Here is a 20,631-nt window from a genome sequence, read left to right as displayed (position 1 = left end):
GATCACTGTGGGATCTGAATCTCAAGGATGACTCGGTCCTTCAGGGCTACTCGTCGGCCGCGACCTGTTGCGAGTACCTTCACAGACGCGGAGTCCTTGACGATTTGTCGCCGCTGATCGAGCGGGAGTTCGGACCACTCCGTGAAGAGTTCATCGAGTGTCGCGTTCCGTTCGGGAGTCTCATGGATCATGGTCGCGGGTTCCTGTTCCAGGCGGCGGTCGAGCATCGCCAGTTCTACTGTGAGTTCATCGGCCGTGATGACGCTAGTCCTCCAAAGACTCTTAAGCTCTTCACGCTTGTTCTGGATTTCTGCGCGGCGCTCGGTGAGCGACTCCGCGTTGAACACAGCCCGAGGTTGCGGAAAACCCACGCCTGCTTCGTGGTACGCCCGAACAAGCTTGCCGGAGACGAACTCGTCGAGAGCTTCTGCTCGCGTGCTTGAATGGGGGCCCGGGGCCCTGTGACCGTCTGCCGGGTATTCGTGGGTGTATCGGCTGCACTCATACCGAGGGCAAGTTGTTTTGGACCTGTTGCAGCCGGAACCTTTGACTCTGAGTCGACCCCCACACGCGCAGTGCGCAATATTACTTAGAAGCCATCGGGGCGGTGCGCCCACGTTGGTTTTTCGGCTGGGCTCGTTAAGGATCGCGTGCATGGAGCTCCAGTCCTCGTAAGTGATGATTGGCTCCCATTGAGGCTTGACTGCGCTAATTGAGCCGTCGCGGGTCATGAGCCCTGCATTGCGGGGGTTCAGCAGCACCCCCCTAAGGGTGCCCGGCGTCCAGCTCCTGGGCGCGGCTCCAGCGGTTCTGAGACCGGCCTTGTTCCACTCGATCGCTATCGATCTCAGTGAGCTACCCGCGAGGACCTGTCGAGTCGCGCTCCGGATTGCGTCGGCTTCGACGGCGTCGTGGTGGATGTTCCCAGCTTGGAATCCGAAGCTGCGTGGGCCGCCGTGGGGTAGCCCTGCGTCTGCGCGGGCTGCGAGGCCCCGTTTGGTGCGTTCTCTAAGTTTTTCAATCTCGCGGGCGTTCATGGCTACGACCATGCGGGTCATGAGCCGGTCGTCGGGTGTCGCGATCTTGTATTTGCCGGACTGCAACGTATCGATGTGGACGTTGCGACCGTCGCAGGCGTCGATGAAGGTTTCACCGTCGTGTGGGTCGCGCATGATCCGGTCAGAGTCGTACGCGATGACGTGGGTGATGGCGCCGGAGGTGATGCCTGCGCACAGTTCGTCGAACTTGGCTCGGTGGACGCGCCCGGTCTTCTTGTCCTTCTTGGTGGCGCTCTTGACTTCGGCGAGCACCAGCACCTCGTCAGAGATGCCGAGCGCCTCGGCTCTCTCAAAGCACAGGGCCAGCTGTTGGTCTATAGAACCTTTGACGCCATCTTCTCTGACCTGCTGTTTTGCGCTGGACGCCCGGCAGTAGATCGCTGTGACCATAGAACCATCATAACCGGCGATCACCCTCGTCTTCGGCCCGCTGTTCTTCCCGAGCGAGAGCCCCACCGCCGGCGCGCTGGCCGCGTTCGCGACCTTCGGCATCGGGTTCCTGTTCCGCCCGCTCGGCGGGATCGTGTTCGGCCACCTCGGCGACCGGATCGGCCGCAAGCGCACCCTGGTCTGGACGATCGCGATCATGGGCATGACGACGGCGGCGATCGGCCTGCTGCCGACCTTCGACCAGGTGGGCTACCTGGCCCCGGTCCTGCTCGTCGCGCTGCGCTGCGTGCAGGGCCTCGCCGTCGGCGGGGAGTGGGCCAGCGCCGCGCTGCTCGCCGTCGAGCACGCCCCGAAGCGGTGGAAGGCGCTGTACTCCAGCGGAGTGCAGGTCGGCTACTCGGTCGCGCTGCTGATGGTGAACGGCTTCGTCGCGATCCTGGTCGCGGTCATGAGCGAGACCGCGTTCGAGACCTGGGGATGGCGCATCCCGTTCTTCTTCGGCCTGCTGCTGACGCTGGTCGGGCTGTGGATCCGGTCCGGCGTCGACGAGTCCGAGACGTTCAAGAAGGCTGCCGCCGCGCAGGCCGCCGAGCCCGTCGAGAAGCAGAAGCTGCCGGTGCTGGAGGCACTGCGCCGCCACCCCGGCGCCTTCGTCAAGATCGTCGCGCTGCGTCTGGCCGAGCTGCTGACCATGTACATCGTCGTGACGTTCGCGCTGGCCTACGCCACCGAGCAGTACGGCTTCACCCGCGGCTTCATGCTCGGCGTCGGGCTGCTCGTCGGCGGGCTCGGGATCATCACCATCCCGCTGTTCGGCTGGCTGTCCGACCGCTACGGCCGCCGCCCCGTCTACCTGGTCGGCGCGGTCGTCGCGGTGCTCGCGTCGGTGCCGTTCTTCGTCGCGATGGAGCAGGGCTCGGCGGTGCTGCTGGTGCTGTGCGCCGTGCTGCTGGTCAACATCGGCCACGACGCGATTGTCAGCGTGCAGCAGCCGCTGTTCACCGAGATGTTCGGCGCCCGGCACCGCAACAGCGGCGCGGGCCTGGGCTACCAGCTCGCCAGCGTGGTCGGCGGTGGGTTCACCCCGTTCATCGCGACGGCGCTGGTCGCGGTCGGCGGCGGCAGCTGGTACCTGGTCGCGGCCTACCTCTGCGGCGGCTGCCTGATCTCGCTGCTCGTCGCGTCCTTCATGAGCTACGCACCGCACGCCGAGAGCGAGGAGGCACCGGCCACCCCGGTGGCCTCGCGTTCCTGACCGCACCCGACGACCCGGGAGACCTCTCATGTCGACCACCTCCGCCGCCCCCGCCACCACCGTGGCCGTGCGGCTCACCGGCCTCGCCCGCACCGACACCGGCCGCGTCGACACCGGCCGTACCGATACCGGCTCCGGTGGCCTCGACACCGCTCCCGGCCGTCTCGACGTCGTTCCGGTCGCGGCGCCGGAGCCCGGGCCGGGCGAGGTCCTCGTGCGGGTCACGGCGGTCGGGCTGTGCGGCACCGACCTGGCCGTCCGCAGCGGCGCCCGGCCGGTCCCGGAGCTGCCGTGGACGGTCGGGCACGAGGGCGGCGGACGGGTGGTCGCCGTCGGCGCGGGCGTCGACCCGGGCCGGGTCGGCGAGGTCGTCGTGGTCGAGCCGAACCTCGCCTGCGGCCGCTGCCGGTTCTGCGTCGCGGGCCGCACGTCGGCCTGCCCGGACCGGCGCAGCCTCGGGGTGAACGCGCCGGGCCTGCTCGCCGGACTCGTCGCCGTCCCGGCCGGGTACGCCCACGCCCTGCCGGCCGGGCTCGACCCGGCGACGGCCGAACGGGTCGTCGCCTGCGTGGAGCCGTGGGTGGTGACCCGGGCCGCGCTCCGCCGGGCCGCCCCGGAACCGGGATCGCGCTGCCTGGTCGTCGGGGCGGGCAGCCAGGGCACCCTGCTGTGCCTGACCCTGCTCGCGGCCGGGCACGTCCCGGTCGTCGCCGAGCCGCACGACGGGCGCCGACGGCGCGCGGTGGATCTCGGCGCCGAGGAGCTCGTCCCCGGCGAGGTGTTCGGGACGGTGTTCGAGACCTCCGGCGCCCCCGCCGCCTGGCCGACGGCCGTCGCCGCGGTCGACCGGGCCGGGACGTTGCTGCTCATCGGGCAGCACGACGGCGAGTCACCGGTGAACACCCACGACCTGGTGCAGCGGCAGGTGACCGTCACCGGGTCGCTGATCTACGACCACCCCGGCGACTTCGCCGGTGCGCTCGCGGACCTGCCCGCCGTCGCCGACGCCCTGGTGGGGCTCATGGAGCCCGAGCCGTTCGCGCCGGACCGGGCCGCCGCCGCGTTCGACGCCGTCGCCACCGCCGACCGGAAGGTCTGGCTGGCGCCCTGAGCCACCGCCGGGACGTGTCCGCGCGCTGATCCGCGCCCCGCGCGCGTCCGGACGCGCGCGGGCGACGGATCACCGCGCGAGGTGCGGATCTCCGCGCGGGCGGCGGATCACCGCGCGAGGTGCGGATCACCGCGCGGGCGGCGGATCACCGCGCGGGCGGCGGATCAGCGCGCGGGCGGCGGATCCCTGTGTCGGCGGACCTGTGCGGGCGCGGGGCGGAGGGGTCAGCGGCCGATGCCGAGGAGCCCGGTCGGCTGCTGGTCCTGCTCGTCGTCGGGCTGCGAGGTGAGGTCCACCAGCGGGGCCCCGGGCACGTTCCCCGAGGTCAGGGAGGACACCCGCTTCTCGTTCTGCAGCTCCTGCATGAGGAACGCGGTCATCAGCGCCCGGGTGATCTTCCGGGTCCGGTGCTGCGGGCGGTTCTGCAGCAGGAAGCTCGTCCAGTGCCTGCCCTCGCAGAACCCGAGGTGCCCGGCCTTCTCGATCTCGCGCAGCGTCACGTCGGTGCCGGCCTCGTGCTGGGCGGTGGCGATCCGCTGCGCGTGTCCCTCCATCGGGGCCAGCGAGTCGACCGCGGCGGCGAGGTGCAGCGTCGGGACGGTCACCGCGGCGGCCGCCTCGATCGCGGACGGCTTCACCTCCGACGCGGCGAGGGTCACCAGCGCGCCGAGGCGCTCGCGCCGGGCCGCGGCGAGGACGGCCGCGCCGCCCCCGGTGCCGTGCCCGACCAGGGCGGTCTTGCGGGCGTCGACGCTGACGTGGCCGTCGCCGAGCCGGACGCCGACGCACACGTCCAGGACGGTGTTCAGGTCCGAGGCGAACTGGGCGATGCTCGGGACCGGGCCGCGCTGGGTGTTCGGCGCGGCGGCGACGAAACCCCAGGTCGCGAGGTGTCGCAGCAGCTCGTGGTAGCGGTGCGCGGGCTGCAGCCACGCGTGCCCGACGACCACGGCGGGCAGCTGGTAGCCCTCCGCGGGGGTGTAGACGATGCCCGGCAGGCCGATGAGCCCCAGGTCGCCGTACTTCACCGGGTTCGGCCCCGGACGTGACAGCACACCGAGGGCGTCCTTGGCCCCCTTCGTCGACGGGGGGCGGGTCACGCTGGTCCGGGCCACGGACGGCACCGTACCGGTGCAGGTCACCGCGTGCCCGCCTCGCACGGGCGCCCGGCGTGGCGCCGGTCGCACCCGTCGCCCGAAGATCGGCAACCGGGCGTCGATACGCTCAGCCTTATGTGTGGCATCGTCGGTTACGTCGGTCATCGGTCCGCACTCGGCGTCGTCCTCGGCGGCCTGCGACGACTGGAGTACCGCGGTTACGACTCCGCCGGCGTCGCGCTGCCGGACGGCGGTGAGCTGCTGGTCGAGCGCAAGGCGGGCGCCCTGGCCAACCTGGAGGCACGCCTCGACGAGATCGGGCGGGACCGGTTCACCGGGACCTCGGGCATCGGGCACACGCGGTGGGCGACGCACGGCCCGCCCACCGACCGCAACGCCCACCCGCACCGCAGCAGCGACGGCCGGCTCGCGGTCGTCCACAACGGCATCATCGAGAACTTCCTGGAGCTGCGGGCCGAGCTGGAGGCGCAGGACATCTGGGCGGAGTCCGACACCGACACCGAGACCGCCGCGCACCTGGTCGCGCTCGCCTACGCCCACGGTGACACCGCCGGGGACCTCCCGGCCTCGGTGCGCGCCGTCGCCCGGCGGCTGGAGGGTGCGTTCACCCTCGTCGTGACCCACGCCGACGAGCCGGACCGGATCGTCGCCGCCCGCCGCAACTCCCCGCTGGTGCTCGGCATCGGCGACGGCGAGACGTTCCTGGCCTCCGACGTCGCGGCGTTCATCGAGTTCACCCGCTCCGCGGTCGAGCTCGGCCAGGACCAGGTCGTCACGATCACCCGGGACGGCTACGAGGTCACCGACTTCATCGGGGAGCCCGTGGCGGTCAACCCGTTCGAGGTGACCTGGGACCTCGCCGCCGCCGAGAAGGGCGGCCACGACTACTTCATGCTCAAGGAGATCGAGGAGCAGCCGACCGCGATCGCCGACACCCTGCGCGGCCACCTGGTCGACGGGCGCATCGTGCTCGACGAGCAGCGGCTCACCGACCAGGAGCTGCGCGACGTCGACAAGGTCTTCGTCGTCGCCTGCGGCACCGCCTACCACTCCGGTCTGCTCGCGAAGTACGCGATCGAGCACTGGACCCGGATCCCGGTCGAGATCGAGCTGGCCAGCGAGTTCCGCTACCGCGACCCGGTGCTGGACCGCTCGACGCTGGTCGTCGCGATCTCCCAGTCCGGTGAGACCGCGGACACCCTGGAGGCGCTGCGCCACGCCAAGGAGCAGAAGGCCAGGGTGCTGGCCATCTGCAACACCAACGGGGCACAGATCCCGCGCGAGTCCGACGCGGTGATCTACACCCACGCGGGCCCGGAGATCGGCGTCGCCGCGACGAAGACGTTCACCGCCCAGGTCGCGGCGAACTACCTGGTCGGCCTGGCCCTGGCGCAGGCGCGCGGCACCAAGTACCCGGACGAGGTGGTCCGCGAGTTCGAGGAGCTGGAGGCCATCCCGGCGGCCGTCGCCCAGGTGCTGGAGTCCCTCGGCGAGGCCCGTGCGCTCGGGCAGGAGCTGGCGCCGTCGAAGGCGGTGCTGTTCCTGGGTCGGCACGTCGGCTACCCGGTGGCGCTGGAGGGCGCGCTCAAGCTCAAGGAGCTCGCCTACATGCACGCCGAGGCGTTCGCCGCCGGCGAGCTCAAGCACGGTCCGATCGCGCTGATCGAGGACGGGCTGCCGGTGGTCGTGGTGATGCCGTCGCCGAAGGGGCGCGCGGTGCTGCACTCCAAGCTGCTGTCCAACATCCAGGAGATCAAGGCGCGCGGGGCGCGCACCGTCGTCCTCGCCGAGACCGGCGACGAGACGGTGCGCCCGTTCGCCGACCACCTCTTCGAGCTCCCCGCGGTGCCGACGCTGCTGCAGCCGCTGGTCGCGACGATCCCGCTGCAGGTGATCGCGGCCGAGATCGCCCGCGCCCGCGGCTACGACGTCGACAAGCCCCGCAACCTGGCGAAGTCGGTCACCGTCGAGTGAGCGGGCGCCCCGCTCCACGACCGCCGAACCCGGCCGCCCGGGGCTAGCCTCGCGGCCATGCACGGGCTCCACACCGCGGACCAGGTACGGGCGGCCGAGGCGGCCATGATGCGCACCGTCGGCGACGGGGTGCTGATGCGCCGGGCCGCGGCGGGGCTCGCGCACCACGTGCGCGCGTTCCTCGGCGCGACCTACGGCCGCCGGGTGGTGCTGCTGGTCGGGGCGGGTGACAACGGCGGCGACGCGCTGTGGGCCGGCGCCGAGCTGCGCCGCCGGGGCGCGCACGTCACCGCGGTGCTGCTGGCGCCGGACCGCGCGCACCCGGCCGGGCTCGCCGCGCTGCGTGCCGCGCGCGGGCGGGTGCTGGCCCTGCACACCCCGCCGGTCTCCGATCCCGGCCCCGCCGCGGCCGGTGCCCTCGACACGGCCCGGGCGCTGGTCGCGGGGGCGGACGTCGTCGTCGACGGGATCGTCGGGATCTCCGGGCGCGGTGCGCTGCGCGACCCGGCCCCGGACCTGGTCGCCGCCGCCGACGGGGCCGGCGTACCGATCGTGGCCTGCGACCTGCCCTCGGGGGTCGACTGCGACACCGGGGCGACCGACGGGCCGCACGTCCGTGCCGCGCTGACGGTCACCTTCGGCTGCCGCAAGCCGGTGCACGCCCTCGCCGCCCCGCTGTGCGGGCCGGTGCGGCTGGTGGACTTCGGGCTCGGGCCGTTCCTGGAGGGGACCGAGCCGCACGCGTGGGTGCTGTCCGACGGCGACGTCGGCGCCCGCTGGCCGGTGCCCGGCCCCGACGACGACAAGTACAGCCAGGGCGTCGTCGGGATCGCCGCCGGCTCGGCCACCTACCCCGGCGCCGCCGTCCTCGCCGCGGGCGCCGCGGCCCTGGCCACCTCCGGGATGGTGCGCTTCGCCGGGTCCGCCGCCGACGAGGTCCGCAGGCACTGGCCGGAGATCGTCGCCACCGGGGACATCACCGACGCCGGACGCACCCAGGCCTGGGCGGTCGGGCCGGGGCTCGGCACCGGCGGGCAGGGCCTGGCCGTGCTGGAGGAGGCACTCGGCCGCGAGGTGCCGCTCTGCCTCGACGCCGACGCGATCACCCTGCTCGCACAGCACGCGCACCTGCGGGAGCGGATCCACGGCGAGCCCGTCGTGCTCACCCCGCACGCGGGGGAGTTCGCCCGGATCGCGGGTGAGGTCGGGCCCGACCGGATCGGCGCCGCCCGCCGCGCCGCCGCCGACCTCGGGGTGACGGTGCTGCTGAAGGGGAACGCGACCGTCGTCGCCGCACCGGACGGACGGGTGCTGGTCGACCCCGCCGCGGACTCTTGGGCCGCGACCGCGGGCTCCGGCGACGTGCTCACCGGCATGATCGGCGCGTTGCTCGCCGCCGGGCTCGACCCGTGGTGGGCGGCGGGCTGCGCGACGCTGGTGCACGCCCGCGCCGCGACGGCGGCCGCCCGCGAGCACAGCCTGCCGCCGGTCCCGGCTCCGGCGTCGGCGATGCAGGCGGCGATCCCGGTCGCGCTGCGGGCGGTGCGGGCGGCCGCAGGCCCGTACTGAAGCGGCACACCGGCGGACCTGCGCCGGGAGCGGGTTGTTAGCGTTCCGCGCGTGCCGAAGATCCTGACCAGCCTCCCCGTCGGCGAGCGCGTCGGCATCGCCTTCTCCGGTGGCCTCGACACCTCCGTCGCGGTCGCCTGGATGCGCGAGAACGGCGCGGTCCCCTACGCCTACACCGCCGACCTCGGACAGCCCGACGAGCCCGACCTCGTCGCCGTCCGCGAGCGCGCGCTGGAGTACGGCGCCGAGGCCGCCCGCGTCGTCGACTGCCGCCGTGCGCTGGTCGACGAGGGCATCGCCGCGATCGCCTGCGGTGCCTTCCACATCCGCGCCGGCGGGATGCCCTACTTCAACACCACCCCGATCGGCCGCGCCGTCACCGGCACGCTGCTGGTCCGCGCCATGGCCGACGACGGCGTCTCCATCTGGGGCGACGGCTCGACCTTCAAGGGCAACGACATCGAGCGGTTCTACCGCTACGGCCTGCTCGCCAACCCGGCCCTGCGGATCTACAAGCCGTGGCTGGACGAGGCGTTCGTCGACCAGCTCGGTGGCCGCGCGGAGATGAGCGCCTGGCTCGGCGAGCGCGAGCTGCCCTACCGGGACTCCGCGGAGAAGGCGTACTCGACCGACGCCAACATCTGGGGCGCCACCCACGAGGCCAAGAAGCTCGAGCACCTCGACACCTCGATCGAGATCGTCGAGCCGATCATGGGCGTCCGGTTCTGGGACCCGGCCGTCACGGTCGAGACCGAGGACGTCACCGTCGAGTGGGAGTCCGGGCGCCCCGTCGCGATCAACGGTGTCCGCTACGACGACCCGGTCGCGCTGGTCGCCGAGGCCAACCGGATCGGTGGCCGGCACGGCCTGGGCATGACCGACCAGATCGAGAACCGGATCATCGAGGCCAAGAGCCGGGGCATCTACGAGGCTCCGGCGATGGCGCTGCTGTTCGTCACCTACGAGCGCCTGGTCTCCGCGATCCACAACCACGACTCGCTGTCGGCCTACGAGGAGCAGGGCCGTCGCCTGGGCCGGCTGCTCTACGAGGGCCGCTGGCTGGAGCCGCAGTCGCTGATGCTGCGCGAGTCCCTGACCCGCTGGGTCGGCAACGCTGTGACCGGCTCGGTCACCCTGCGGCTGCGCCGCGGCAACGACTGGTCGGTGCTCGACACCCGCGGCCCCGCCCTGGCCTACGCCGAGGACCGGCTGTCGATGGAGCGTGTCGAGGACGCCCCGTTCACCCCGGGCGACCGTATCGGCCAGCTCACCCTGCGCAACCTGGACCTGGCCGACTCGCGCGCCAAGCTGGAGCAGTACTCGGCCACCGGGATGCTCGGCGGCGAGTTCGGCACCTTCGTCGGCGAGGTCGAGGCCGGGCGTGCGGCGGAGATCACCGCGACGCCGTCGGACCCCGACGCCGAGCAGGCGGAGGAGTCCCTCGACCGGGCGGCGATGGAGGCCGGGAACGACTGAGCCGGGCGCAGGACCGGGCCCCGTCGGGCCGGGATGCGATGATCGGGGCCGTGTCACCCACGACCGACCACGCTCCCGGCCCGGGACCCGGACGCACGTACGGGCCCGGCCACGGTCGCGTCCCCGGCGCACCGGCGGCCGAGGCGGTGGTCGACCTCGACGCCGTCCGGCACAACACCCGGTACCTGTCCGGTCTCGCCTCGGGCGCCGAGACGATGGTCGTGGTCAAGGCCGACGGCTACGGCCACGGCGCCGCCGCCGTCGCCCGGGCGGCGCTCTCGGCAGGGGCGACCCGGCTCGGCGTCGCCACCCTGGACGAGGCGCTCGCGCTGCGTGCCGATGGCGTCGAGGCGCCGCTGCTGTCCTGGCTGCACCTGCCCGACGAGAACTTCGCCGCCGCCGTCGCCGCCGGGGTGGAGCTGTCGGTGTCCGGCCGTGAGCACCTCGCCGCGGTGCTGGCCGGTGCCCGCGCCGCGGGCCGCAGGGTCCGGCTGCACCTCAAGGCCGACACCGGGCTGTCGCGCAACGGCTGCCCGCCCGGCGAGTGGCCCGCCCTGCTCGACGCCGTCGCTGCCGGGGTCGCCGACGGCACCTGCGAGGTCGCGGCCGTCTGGTCGCACCTCGCCGCCGCCGACGAGCCGGGCCAGCCCGCCGTCGACAGCCAGGCCGCGCGGCTGCACGCCGCCGCCGCGCTCGCCCGGGACCGCGGGTTCGCACCGCAGCTGCACCTGTGCAACTCCGCGGGCCTGATGACCCGCCCCGACCTGCACCTCGACGTCGTCCGGCCGGGGATCGCCGTCTACGGCCTCGACCCGATCGCCGACCCCGCCGATAGCCCGCTGCGCCCGGCGATGACGCTGCGCGGCCGGGTCGCGCTCACCAAGACCGTCGAGCCGGGCGAGGGCGTGTCCTACGGCCACGAGTGGGTCGCCCGCGAGCCCCGCACGCTGGCGCTGGTGCCGCTGGGCTACGCCGACGGCGTCCCGCGCCGCCTCAACGACGGCGGTCGGATGCGCGTGCGCATCGGCGGCACCGTCCGGCCGGTCGCCGGGCGGGTCTGCATGGACCAGTTCGTCGTCGACTGCGGCCGGCCGGGGACGCTGCCGGTCGCGATCGGCGACCCGGTCGAGCTGTTCGGCACCGGCACCGCGGGCGGCCCGACCGCCCGCGAGTGGGCCGACGAGCTGGGCACCATCCACTACGAGATCGTCACGGGCGTCCGGGGGCGGGTCCGCCGCACGGTGACCGACGGGCGCGGGGGAGTCGCATGAGCCGCAGGGGATGGACCGTCGCCGGGATCGCGGGCGGTGTGGTCGGCGCGGCGGGCGCCGCGGCCGGGGTCGGTGTCGCCGCGCAGCGACGCAAGATCGCCGCCACCCGCCGCAGCCTGGCCACCGAGATGTCCGCGCACGCCGAGACGCCGCCGGGCACCGTCGGCGAGGAGATGTCGGTGATGGCCGACGACGGCATCCGCATCGCCTGCGAGGTGGTCGCGCCGGCCGACGGCTCGGAGCCCGCGCTGACCGTCGTGCTCGTGCACGGGTTCGCCCTCGACCGGCGCACCTGGCAGGAGCAGCGGCCGCACCTGGCCGGGCTGACCGCCCCGTCGGTGCGGATGGTGCTCTACGACCAGCGCAGCCACGGCCGCTCCGAGCGGGCGCCCGCGGACTCCTGCACGATCGACCAGCTCGGCCGCGACCTCGACGCCGTGATCCGCTCGCTGGCCCCCGAGGGGCCACTGGTGCTGGTGTCGCACTCGATGGGCGGCATGACCGTGATGGCGCTGGCCGAGCAGCACCCGGAGCTGTTCCACGAGCGCGTCGCCGGGGTGGCGCTGGTGTCGACCTCGGCGGGGGAGATGGCGTCCTCGGGGCTGCCGGGGACGTTCCTGTCCCGGCGCAACCCGATCATCCGGACCCTCGGTGGGCTCGCCGCGTGGCAGCCCGGCCTGGTCGAGACGGGCCGGCGCGCGCTGGGCGACATCATCTGGATGTTCACCAAGCGCTTCGCCTACGGCGACCGCCAGGTCGACCCGCGGATGGTCGACCTCGTCGACACGATGATCGACTCGAACGCCGTCGGCGCGCTCACCGACTTCGTCGACACCCTCGGCACCCACGACCGGCTCGCGGCGCTGCCCGGCCTGTCCGGCTGCGAGGTGCTCGTCCTGGCGGGCGACGGCGACCGGATCATCCCGTGGCGGCACAGCGAGGTCATCGCCGAGGCGATCCCGACCGCACGGCTGGTGCGGCTGCCCGGGGTCGGGCACATGCCGATGCTGGAGCAGCCCGAGGTCGTCGACGCCGAGCTGGACGGGCTGATCGCCCGCACCACCGAGCGCACCGCGGGCGGCGAACTGCGGGCCAAGCGGCCGCCGCAGGTCACCGACGCGAGCGAGGACGACCAGGCCGCGGCGGGCGGCGGCGCCCTGCAGGGGCTGCTGCGCAGCGCGGGCCGGGTCCGCCGGGGCAGCCGCGTCCCGGCCAGGGCCGGGCGGTCCCGGAAGAAGGACCGGCCGTGATCCCCGCTCCCGGGGCGGACGCCGTCGTCGCGGAGCTGCCGACCGTCGCCGACACCGAGTCCTTCGGCGAGACGGTCGGCCGCGAGCTGGTCGCCGGCGACGTGGTGCTCCTGGCCGGTCCACTCGGTGCGGGCAAGACCGCCCTGGTCCGCGGCCTGGCCCGCGGGCTCGGGGTGACCGGCACGGTGGCCTCGCCGACGTTCGTGATCGCTCGCGAGCACCCCTCCGCGGGCGACGGCCCGGCCCTGGTGCACGTCGACGCCTACCGGCTGGGCGGTCCCGACGGGGACGTGGACGTGGCGGCCGAGCTGGACGACCTCGACCTCGACACCGAGCTGGACCGCGCGGTCGTCGCCGTCGAGTGGGGCGTCGGGGTCGCGGAGCGGCTCGCCGGGTCCGCGGTGACGATCGCCCTGGAGCGCCGCGACGACGACACCCGGGTCGCGACGCTGCGCCGTACCGCGCGTCCGTAGGCTCGCGGACGTGCTGGTACTGGCCCTCGACACCGCGACGACCGTCGTCACCGCCGGTCTCGTCGACCTCCGCCCCGACGGCGCGCCGGTGACCGTCGCCGCCCGCGCGCACGACGGCCGCCGGCACGGCGAGCTGCTGATGCCCGCGGTCCGGGCGCTGTGCGCCGAGGCGGGCCGTGCGCTCGCCGAGGTCGGGGCCGTGGTCGTCGGCGTCGGCCCGGGCCCGTTCACCGGGCTGCGGGTCGGGATCGCCTCGGCCGCCGCGCTCGGCCACGCCCTCGACGTGCCCGTGCACGGCGTCGTCACCCACGACGCGCTCGCCTGGGGACTGCACACCGGCGGGAACCTCCTGGTCGTCACCGACGCCCGGCGCCGGGAGGTGTACTGGGCCGCCTACGACGGCTCCGACCCCGCCGACTCCCACTCGGTCCGCAGGCTGTCCGGTCCCGCGGTCGAGGCCCCGGAGGCGCTGGCCGCGCGCCTGGACGAGCTGGCGATCGGCACCGTGATCGGCGATCCGGCGTTCGCCGACCGGCTCGGCCGCGACATCGGCGGCCCCGGCGCCCCGACCGTCGACGGGCTGGTCGGCGTCGCCGCGGCGGACCTGCTCGCCGGCCGGGCCCCCGCCCCGGTCGAGCCCCTCTACCTGCGCCGCCCGGACGCCGTCGAACCGACCGGGCGCAAGCGCGTCACCGCATGAACGCCACCGTCGCGCTGGGCCCGCTGTACCGGTCCGACGCCCGGCGCTGCGCGGAGCTGGAGCAGATCCTGTTCCCCGGGGACGACCCGTGGAGCGCGCAGGCCTTCCGCGACGCCGTGACCTCCGGGCAGCTCTACCTCGCCGCCCGGGCCGGGGACGAGCTGGTCGGCTACGCCGGGCTCGCCGTCGTCGCCGGGCCGCCGATGGCCGAGGCGGAGGTGCACACCATCGGCGTCGACCCGGCCTGGCAGGGCCACGGGATCGGCCGTGCCCTGCTGAACGGGCTGCTCGCCGTCGCCGACGAGCTGGCGGCCACGGTGTTCCTGGAGGTCCGCACCGACAACGAGCCAGCCCGGGCCCTCTACGAGAGCGCCGGGTTCACCGTCGTCGGGGTGCGCAAGCGCTACTACCGGCCGTCGATGGCCGACGCCTACACGATGCGCCGCGACCGCGTGCGCACGCCCGCTCAGGACGTCGCGGACAGGTAGGACAGCAGGCGCAGCTCGTCCTCGGTCAGCTCCAGGGTGAGCATCGGCAGCAGCTGCTCCAGCTGCTCGGGGTTCCGCGCGCTCGCGATCGGCGCGGTCACCGCGGGCTGTGCGGCCAGCCAGGTCAGCGCGATCGCCGGGACCGGCACGCCGTAGCCGGCGGAGATCTCGTCGAGCCCGGCCAGCACGGCGCGGCCGCGGGAGTCCAGGTACGCCGCCGCGCCCTCGGCCCGCGGGCCCTCCGGCGCGGGGGAGTCCGGCCGGTACTTGCCGGTGAGAAAGCCCTTGGCCAGCCCGAAGTAGGGGTGCACGGCCAGCTTCTCCGACTCGGCGAGCGGGGCCAGGCCCGCCTCGAAGTCGTCGCGCTCCATGAGGTTGTAGTGCGGCTGGATGGCGCTGAACGCGGTCAGCCCGTCGCGCGCGGAGATCTCCAGCGCCGACCGCAGCCGCTCCGGGCTGAAGTTCGACGCGCCGATCTCGCGGACCAGCCCCTCGCGGACCAGTGCGTCGAACGCGTCGAGGGTCTCCTCCTGCGCGGTCGCCTCGTCGTCGCGGTGGGCGTAGTACAGGTCGATCCGGTCGGTGCCCAGGCGGCGCAGCGAGTCCCGCGCCGCCGCCGCGATGTTCTCCGGCGACAGACCCTCCCGGCCGGGCAACGCGCCGACCTTCGTCGCGAGGTGCAGCGCGTCGCGGTTGCCGCGGGCCGCCATCCACTCGCCGAGGATCGTCTCGGACTCGCCGCCGGAGTTCCCCGGTGCGCGCCACATGTAGGAGTCCGCGGTGTCGATCATCCGTCCGCCGGCGGCGACGAAGGCGTCGAGGACGGCGAAGGAGGTCTCCCTGTCCGCCGTCCAGCCGAACACGTTCGCGCCGAGAACCAGGTCAGCCACGTCGCCGAACCTACTCCTCAGACGGGCCGCAGGCCGGGCCGCCGGTCCTCGGTCACGAACCGTCCGCGCGTCTGCACCGGGGCGCCCGGCTGCTTCACGAACGGCACCACCTTGAACTCGGCCTCCATCCGGTCCGCGGTGAACCGGGTGCTGACGTAGCCGCGGCGGTTGTTGTGGAACCGGATGTGCGGGTTCTCGGCGAGGACGGTGTCGGAACCGTTCTGCTTCTCCGAGCCGTCACCGCCCGAGGTGATCGAGCTGGACACCAGCTCGGTGCCGACCACCGGCGAGGCGGGGTCGTCGAAGCGGCGCTTGACGTCGGCGCCCCAGTGCGCGTGCACGTCACCGGTGAGCACCACGAGGTTGCGGGCCCGCCCGCGCTGCGTGGCCGCGACCCAGGAGTCGACGACGCGGTCGCGCGAGCCGGGGTAGCCGTCCCACGCGTCGGGGTTGAAGCCGCGCCCGGCGCCCGGGGTGTAGTCGACCTGGGAGAAGAACACCTGCTGGCCGAGCACGTCCCAGCGGGCGCGGGAGCGGGCGAAGCCGTCGGCGATCCAGCGTTCCTGCGCCGAGCCGGGCAGCGAGCGGGCCGGATCGGTCCGCTCCGCGCAGTCGCTGCGGAACTCGTCGCCGCAGGGCTGGTCGCCGCGGTACTGACGGGTGTCGAGCATGTGGAAGGTGACCAGCCCGCCGTAGCCGACGCGCCGGTACAGCCGCATGGCCGCGCCGCGGGGGCGCTGGGCGGCGCGCAGCGGCATGTTCTCCCAGTACGCGCGGAACGCGGCGGCCTTGCGGGCGGTGAAGTCGCCGGGCGGGTCGATCGGCAGCTCCCGGACGTCGCCGGCCCAGTTGTTCTCGACCTCGTGGTCGTCGAACACGACCAGCCAGGGCGCGGCCGCGTGCGCGGCCTGCAGGTCGGCGTCGGCGTGGTACTGGGCCAGGCGCTGCCGGTAGCCGGCCAGCGTCGTCGTCTCCGGGCCGGCGTGGTCGCGCACGTTCCCGCCGGGCGCGACGTAGTCCTTCGCCGGGTACTCGTAGATGTAGTCGCCCAGGTGCAGCAGGACGTCCGGGCGCTCCTCGGCCATCCGCCGGTACGCGGTGAACCAGCCGTGCTCGAACTGGGAGCAGGAGGTGAAGGCCATGTGCACCGGCGTCATCGACGCCGGCGGTGGCGCGGTGCGGGTGCGGCCCGCGTCGGAGACGGTGCGGCCCACGCGGAAGCGGTAGTGGTAGTCGCGGCCCGGTCGCAGCCCCGGCACCTCGACGTGCACGCTGTGGCCCGCCTCCGGCCCGGTGCGGACCCGGCCGCGACGCACGACGCGGGTGAAGCGCTCGTCGTCGGCGACCTCCCACTCGACGTCGGTGGCGCGGTTCCCGACACCGCCCAGGCCGTCGTCGGCGAGGGGGTCGGTGGCGAGCCGGGTCCACAGCACGACCGAGGTCGCGTCGGGTTCCCCGGAGGCGACGCCGAGACCGAACGGGTCGCCGGGCGGCCGGGCCGGTGCGGGCCCGGGCGCCGCGGCGGCGGCGCCCGGCAGCAGGGGTGCGGCGGCGGTGACGGCGGCGGCGGTGAGTCCGGCGCGCAGCAGCGAACGGCGGGAGGTGACCACGATGTGCAGTGCAACGTTCCCGATCGAGTGACACCCGGCGGCCCGGCGACGAGGACGTGAACAACGGGCGACGACCGGGAACTCCGGACACTCCCGGACGGTGCGGTTGAGCCCCCGCTCGGCTTCTGGCACTCTCATGGATAGAGTGCCAATGCGCGCGGCGGACGACCTCCGCCCCGACACCCGCGACGGCGGGGCGGGAGTCGTCACGTGCGCGCTGCTGACACCGCTAGAGAACCCGTGACACCGGATTCACCCCAGGAAGGGGAGGTCATCGTCGTGGCGAACATCAAGCCGCTCGAGGACAAGCTCGTCGTCCAGGCCAGCGAGGCGGAGACCACCACCGCCTCCGGCATCGTCATCCCGGACACCGCCAAGGAGAAGCCCCAGGAGGGCAAGGTCCTGGCCGTCGGCCCGGGCCGGGTGGACGACAACGGCAACCGCGTCCCGCTCGACGTGGCCGTCGGCGACGTCGTCATCTACTCGAAGTACGGCGGCACCGAGGTCAAGTACAACGGCGAGGAGTACCTGATCCTCTCCGCGCGCGACGTGCTGGCCGTCGTCAACTGACGCGAGCCATCGCCTGACGTACCGCCCCGGGTGGTCCACCCCACGGTGGTCCGCACCGGGGCGGTCGCGTTTCTCCCCCGAGAACCAGAGCGAAACTCCGAGAGGTAGCGAGAACAAGACATGGCGAAGCAGATCAGCTTCGACGAGGACACCCGTCGCGCGCTCGAGCGTGGCGTGAACCAGCTCGCCGATGCCGTCAAGGTGACGCTCGGCCCGCGTGGCCGCCACGTCGTCATCGACAAGAAGTTCGGCGGTCCGACCGTCACCAACGACGGCGTGACCATCGCCCGTGAGGTCGACCTCGAGGACCCGTTCGAGAACCTCGGCGCCCAGCTGGCGAAGACCGTCGCGACCAAGACCAACGACGTCGCCGGTGACGGCACCACCACCGCCACCGTGCTGGCCCAGGCCCTGGTGAAGGAGGGCCTGCGCAACGTGGCCGCCGGTGCCGCGCCGTTCGCCCTCGGCCAGGGCATCGCCGCCGCGTCGGCGAAGGTCTCCGAGGTGCTGCTGTCCAAGGCCACCCCGGTCGACGCCAAGAGCCACATCGCGCAGGTCGGCGCCATCGCCTCGCGCGAGCAGGAGATCGGCGACCTGATCGCCCAGGCGATCAACACCGTCGGCAAGGACGGCGTGATCACCGTCGAGGAGGGCTCCACGCTCTCCACCGAGCTGGAGATCACCGAGGGCCTGCAGTTCGACAAGGGCTACCTGTCGCCGTACTTCGTCACCGACTCCGAGTCCATGGAGGCGGCGCTCGACGACCCGTACATCCTGCTGCACCGCGACAAGATCAGCTCCATCCAGGACCTGCTCCCGCTGCTGGAGAAGGTGCTCGGCGAGGGCAAGCCGCTGCTGATCATCGCCGAGGACGTCGAGGGCGAGGCCCTGTCCACGCTGGTCGTCAACTCGATCCGCAAGACCGTCAAGGTCGCCGCGGTCAAGTCGCCGTTCTTCGGTGACCGCCGCAAGGCGTTCATGGACGACCTCGCGGTCGCCACCGGCGGTCAGGTCATCAACCCCGAGGTCGGCCTGAAGCTGAACGAGGCCGGGCTCGAGCTGCTGGGCCGCGCCCGCCGCGTCGTCGTCACCAAGGACGCCACCACGATCGTCGAGGGCGCCGGCGCCAAGGCCGACGTCGAGGGCCGTGTCGCGCAGCTCAAGCGCGAGATCGAGGAGTCCGACTCCGACTGGGACAAGGAGAAGCTCCAGGAGCGCCTGGCCAAGCTCTCCGGCGGTGTCGCGGTCATCAAGGCCGGTGCCGCCACCGAGACCGCGCTCAAGGAGCGCAAGCACCGCATCGAGGACGCCGTCGCGGCGACCCGTGCGGCGGTCGAGGAGGGCATCGTGCCCGGCGGCGGTTCGGCGCTGGTGCACGCCGCGGCCGAGCTCGACGGCGGCCTGGGCCTGACCGGGGACGCCGCGACCGGTGTCGCGATCGTCCGCAAGGCCCTGTCGGCCCCGCTGTTCTGGATCGCCGAGAACGGTGGCGACGAGGGCGCGATCGTGGTGTCGAAGGTGGCCGAGGGCGGCTGGGGGACCGGGTACAACTCGGCGTCCCGCACCTTCGGGGACCTGCTCGCCGACGGCGTCATCGACCCGGTCAAGGTGACCCGGTCGGCCGTGGAGAACGCCGCGTCCATCGCGCGCATGGTGCTGACCACCGAGAGCGCCGTGGTGGACAAGCCGGAGGAGGCCGATCCGGCCCCGGCCGGTGGCCACGGGCACGGTCACGGGCACTGAGCCCTGGCTCAGCTCCACCCCGAGCACGACGACGGCGGGCGACCCGAGGGTCGCCCGCCGTTGTGCGTTGCGGGGCAGGAAGTGGATGTGCCGTCCGTCGGGAGATGGGAGCCCCCGTCGGTCGGGGCTCTCAGGCGGTGTGGACGGGAACGTCCACCGGCTGGACGGCCGCCTCGGCGGCGACCTTGAGCGTGCGGCGCGGACCGCGGATGATCGCGTCCCGCTCGGACTCCGACAGGCCGCCCCAGATGCCGTAGGGCTCGTGCACCTTGAGTGCGTGCTCGCGGCACTGCTGCACCACGGGGCACTCGGAGCAGACCTGCTTCGCTCGGGTCTCGCGACGGGCCCTGGCGGGACCGCGCTCACCCTCGGGGTGGAAGAAGAACGCGCTGTCCATCCCCCGGCAGGCTCCCTCCATCTGCCAGTCGTAGATGTCGGCGACCGGGCCGGGAAGCCTCCGGATGTCCGCCATGTTCGTCACCTGCCTTCGCTATCGAACCTGACGACGCTCAGATTCCCTGGCCACGGCGGCCGCAAACCTGATTCGAGGTGAACGATGGTGCACGTCTGACAGGGTGGTGCAGACCGAGCGTCGTCGGCCGGGATCCGGGCCCTGCTCACCGGGGCGGCGACGGACCGGGAGGTGGCCGGGGCGGCGCGCCCGGACGGGGCACCGGAGCTGCGGTGGGCGGCCGCGGTCGCCCGGGGCGGCTCCGGGCACTACGCGGCCGCGGCCGCGCTGCTCGACGGGGTGCGCCGTGACCCGGCGGCCGGGGTGGTGCCGCGGGCACACGCGACCGTCACCCGGGCCTCCCACCTGCGGCAGCTCGGCGGGCACCGCGCCGCGGCCGCGCTCGACGGCGCCGCGCTGCGACTCGTGCTGCCGGACGCGGGGACCCCGCGTGACCCCGGGCCGTGGGGCCTCGACCGCGCCGCGGCCGTCGCCGACGCGCTGACCGGTCTCGCCGCCGACGCGCTCGGTCGCCTCGACGTCGCGACCGCCGCCGCGCTGCTGCGCCGGGCCGGACCGTGGTGCGGCCCGCAGGGTCACCGCACCCGGGTCCGGTACGGATGGGTGCGGGCGGAGACCGCGCTGGTCGCGGGGGACCCGGCCGCGGCGCTCGCCGCCGCCGACGAGGCACTGGCCGGGGCGCTGGCGCTCGGGTCCGCACGGCACGTGCTCAAGAGCCGTCTGGTCCGGGCGGTCGCCGCCGGGGTGGCGGGGCGGGACCGGGCGGGCGTCGTCGCGGCGCTGGACGCGGTGGCCGCGGACGCGCTCGCACACGGGCTGCTCCCGCTGCACCGCCCCGCGCTGCTCGCCCGGGCCGGCCTCGCGGGGCCAGGGCCGGACGGGGCATCGGAGCCGGCCGGGGGTGGCCCGGATGCCGTACCCGTCGGGCCGCACCGCGGGCGGGCGGGGGCCGATCGGGCGACGCCGGACGCCGGTTCCGGACCGGTCGCCGCAGCGCGACACGCCGGAGCGTCACCAGTCGATACGCGCAGTCGCCGAGCGGATGCGGAGGGTCGCCGACATGCGGTGTTGCACACGGTGAGCGTCCTCTATACGCGAAGTGACCGTAGCGGGCGGGACCTGCTGCGGGAGTAGTGCCCGAACTCCGGCCCGGACGATGTACCGTATGGACTACTCCATTCGGCGACGCTTCACCCACATGACGCTGAGGCAC

At 73.7% G+C, this 20,631-nt stretch carries 18 protein-coding genes; 13 read left to right on the top strand and 5 right to left on the bottom strand.

What is annotated here, in order from left to right; translation table 11 throughout:
* Positions 1-2 precede the first annotated feature (2 nt).
* Positions 3-1,550 (bottom strand): recombinase family protein, encoded by a 1,548-nt coding sequence (locus tag KPL59_RS10180; protein ID WP_226360657.1) that lies wholly within the window; start codon positions 1,548-1,550, stop codon positions 3-5.
* On the opposite strand from KPL59_RS10180, the gene shiA reads away from it, so the two are divergent.
* Positions 1,468-2,703 carry a shikimate transporter gene (gene shiA, locus KPL59_RS10175; RefSeq protein WP_226351391.1) on the top strand — a complete coding sequence of 412 codons (1,236 nt, stop codon included), beginning with the start codon at positions 1,468-1,470 and terminating at the stop codon, positions 2,701-2,703. The two genes, KPL59_RS10180 and shiA, sit on opposite strands and share 83 nt — an antisense overlap.
* 28 nt (positions 2,704-2,731) lie before the next feature.
* Positions 2,732-3,814, top strand: coding sequence for a zinc-binding dehydrogenase (locus tag KPL59_RS10170; protein WP_226360656.1), 1,083 nt, complete (start codon positions 2,732-2,734; stop codon positions 3,812-3,814).
* A gap of 224 nt (positions 3,815-4,038) precedes the next feature.
* Here the strand turns inward: KPL59_RS10170 and KPL59_RS10165 are convergent, their stop codons facing one another.
* The gene (locus KPL59_RS10165) at positions 4,039-4,929 is read right to left on the bottom strand and encodes a dienelactone hydrolase family protein (RefSeq protein ID WP_226351349.1); all 891 of its coding nucleotides are present in this window, start codon (positions 4,927-4,929) and stop codon (positions 4,039-4,041) included.
* A 117-nt stretch (positions 4,930-5,046) separates the two neighbouring features.
* Here KPL59_RS10165 and glmS point away from each other — a divergent pair, with 117 nt between their 5' ends.
* From glmS to rimI, 8 genes are all read left to right on the top strand, one after another.
* Positions 5,047-6,906, top strand: a complete 1,860-nt coding sequence (gene glmS / locus KPL59_RS10160; RefSeq protein WP_226351350.1) for a glutamine--fructose-6-phosphate transaminase (isomerizing) — start codon at positions 5,047-5,049, stop codon at positions 6,904-6,906.
* A gap of 57 nt (positions 6,907-6,963) precedes the next feature.
* Positions 6,964-8,475: an NAD(P)H-hydrate dehydratase gene (locus KPL59_RS10155; RefSeq protein ID WP_226360655.1), complete on the top strand. Its 1,512-nt coding sequence runs from the start codon at positions 6,964-6,966 to the stop codon at positions 8,473-8,475.
* Positions 8,476-8,526: 51 nt separating this feature from the next.
* Positions 8,527-9,951 carry an argininosuccinate synthase gene (gene argG / locus KPL59_RS10150; RefSeq protein WP_075310186.1) on the top strand — a complete coding sequence of 475 codons (1,425 nt, stop codon included), beginning with the start codon at positions 8,527-8,529 and terminating at the stop codon, positions 9,949-9,951.
* Positions 9,952-10,097: 146 nt separating this feature from the next.
* Positions 10,098-11,222 carry an alanine racemase gene (gene alr, locus KPL59_RS10145; protein WP_226360668.1) on the top strand — a complete coding sequence of 375 codons (1,125 nt, stop codon included), beginning with the start codon at positions 10,098-10,100 and terminating at the stop codon, positions 11,220-11,222.
* Entirely contained in the window at positions 11,219-12,472 is a 1,254-nt protein-coding gene (locus KPL59_RS10140) for an alpha/beta fold hydrolase (RefSeq protein ID WP_226360654.1), read from the top strand. Before alr ends, KPL59_RS10140 begins: the two co-directional genes overlap by 4 nt.
* Positions 12,469-12,945, top strand: a complete 477-nt coding sequence (tsaE, locus tag KPL59_RS10135; RefSeq protein ID WP_075310190.1) for a tRNA (adenosine(37)-N6)-threonylcarbamoyltransferase complex ATPase subunit type 1 TsaE — start codon at positions 12,469-12,471, stop codon at positions 12,943-12,945. Before KPL59_RS10140 ends, tsaE begins: the two co-directional genes overlap by 4 nt.
* A 10-nt stretch (positions 12,946-12,955) precedes the next feature.
* Positions 12,956-13,645, top strand: a complete 690-nt coding sequence (tsaB, locus tag KPL59_RS10130; protein WP_226351351.1) for a tRNA (adenosine(37)-N6)-threonylcarbamoyltransferase complex dimerization subunit type 1 TsaB — start codon at positions 12,956-12,958, stop codon at positions 13,643-13,645.
* Entirely contained in the window at positions 13,642-14,133 is a 492-nt protein-coding gene (rimI, locus tag KPL59_RS10125) for a ribosomal protein S18-alanine N-acetyltransferase (protein ID WP_149663776.1), read from the top strand. The genes tsaB and rimI overlap by 4 nt, the downstream gene beginning before the upstream one ends.
* Here rimI and KPL59_RS10120 read toward each other — a convergent pair.
* Together KPL59_RS10120 and KPL59_RS10115 are read right to left on the bottom strand one after the other, a co-directional pair.
* Positions 14,112-15,023: an aldo/keto reductase gene (locus KPL59_RS10120; protein WP_226360653.1), complete on the bottom strand. Its 912-nt coding sequence runs from the start codon at positions 15,021-15,023 to the stop codon at positions 14,112-14,114. The genes rimI and KPL59_RS10120 overlap by 22 nt on opposite strands.
* Positions 15,024-15,040: 17 nt before the next feature.
* A complete protein-coding gene (locus tag KPL59_RS10115; RefSeq protein ID WP_226360652.1) occupies positions 15,041-16,633 on the bottom strand; it encodes an alkaline phosphatase in 1,593 nt (530 codons plus the stop codon).
* A gap of 279 nt (positions 16,634-16,912) precedes the next feature.
* Here KPL59_RS10115 and groES point away from each other — a divergent pair, with 279 nt between their 5' ends.
* Together groES and groL are read left to right on the top strand one after the other, a co-directional pair.
* A complete protein-coding gene (gene groES / locus KPL59_RS10110; RefSeq protein ID WP_020623960.1) occupies positions 16,913-17,203 on the top strand; it encodes a co-chaperone GroES in 291 nt (96 codons plus the stop codon).
* Between the two features lie 120 nt (positions 17,204-17,323).
* Positions 17,324-18,946 carry a chaperonin GroEL gene (gene groL, locus KPL59_RS10105; RefSeq protein ID WP_020623961.1) on the top strand — a complete coding sequence of 541 codons (1,623 nt, stop codon included), beginning with the start codon at positions 17,324-17,326 and terminating at the stop codon, positions 18,944-18,946.
* Between the two features lie 130 nt (positions 18,947-19,076).
* Here groL and KPL59_RS10100 read toward each other — a convergent pair whose 3' ends face one another.
* A complete protein-coding gene (locus tag KPL59_RS10100; RefSeq protein ID WP_226351355.1) occupies positions 19,077-19,418 on the bottom strand; it encodes a WhiB family transcriptional regulator in 342 nt (113 codons plus the stop codon).
* Between the two features lie 171 nt (positions 19,419-19,589).
* Here KPL59_RS10100 and KPL59_RS10095 point away from each other — a divergent pair, with 171 nt between their 5' ends.
* Positions 19,590-20,552: a hypothetical protein gene (locus KPL59_RS10095; RefSeq protein WP_226360651.1), complete on the top strand. Its 963-nt coding sequence runs from the start codon at positions 19,590-19,592 to the stop codon at positions 20,550-20,552.
* Positions 20,553-20,631 lie beyond the last annotated feature (79 nt).

Origin of the sequence: Pseudonocardia sp. ICBG1142, assembly GCF_020496255.1 — a bacterium.
GTDB lineage: Bacteria > Actinomycetota > Actinomycetes > Mycobacteriales > Pseudonocardiaceae > Pseudonocardia.
Note: the sequence above shows the minus strand (reverse complement) of the source record. Positions and strands in the feature narration are given on the sequence as shown.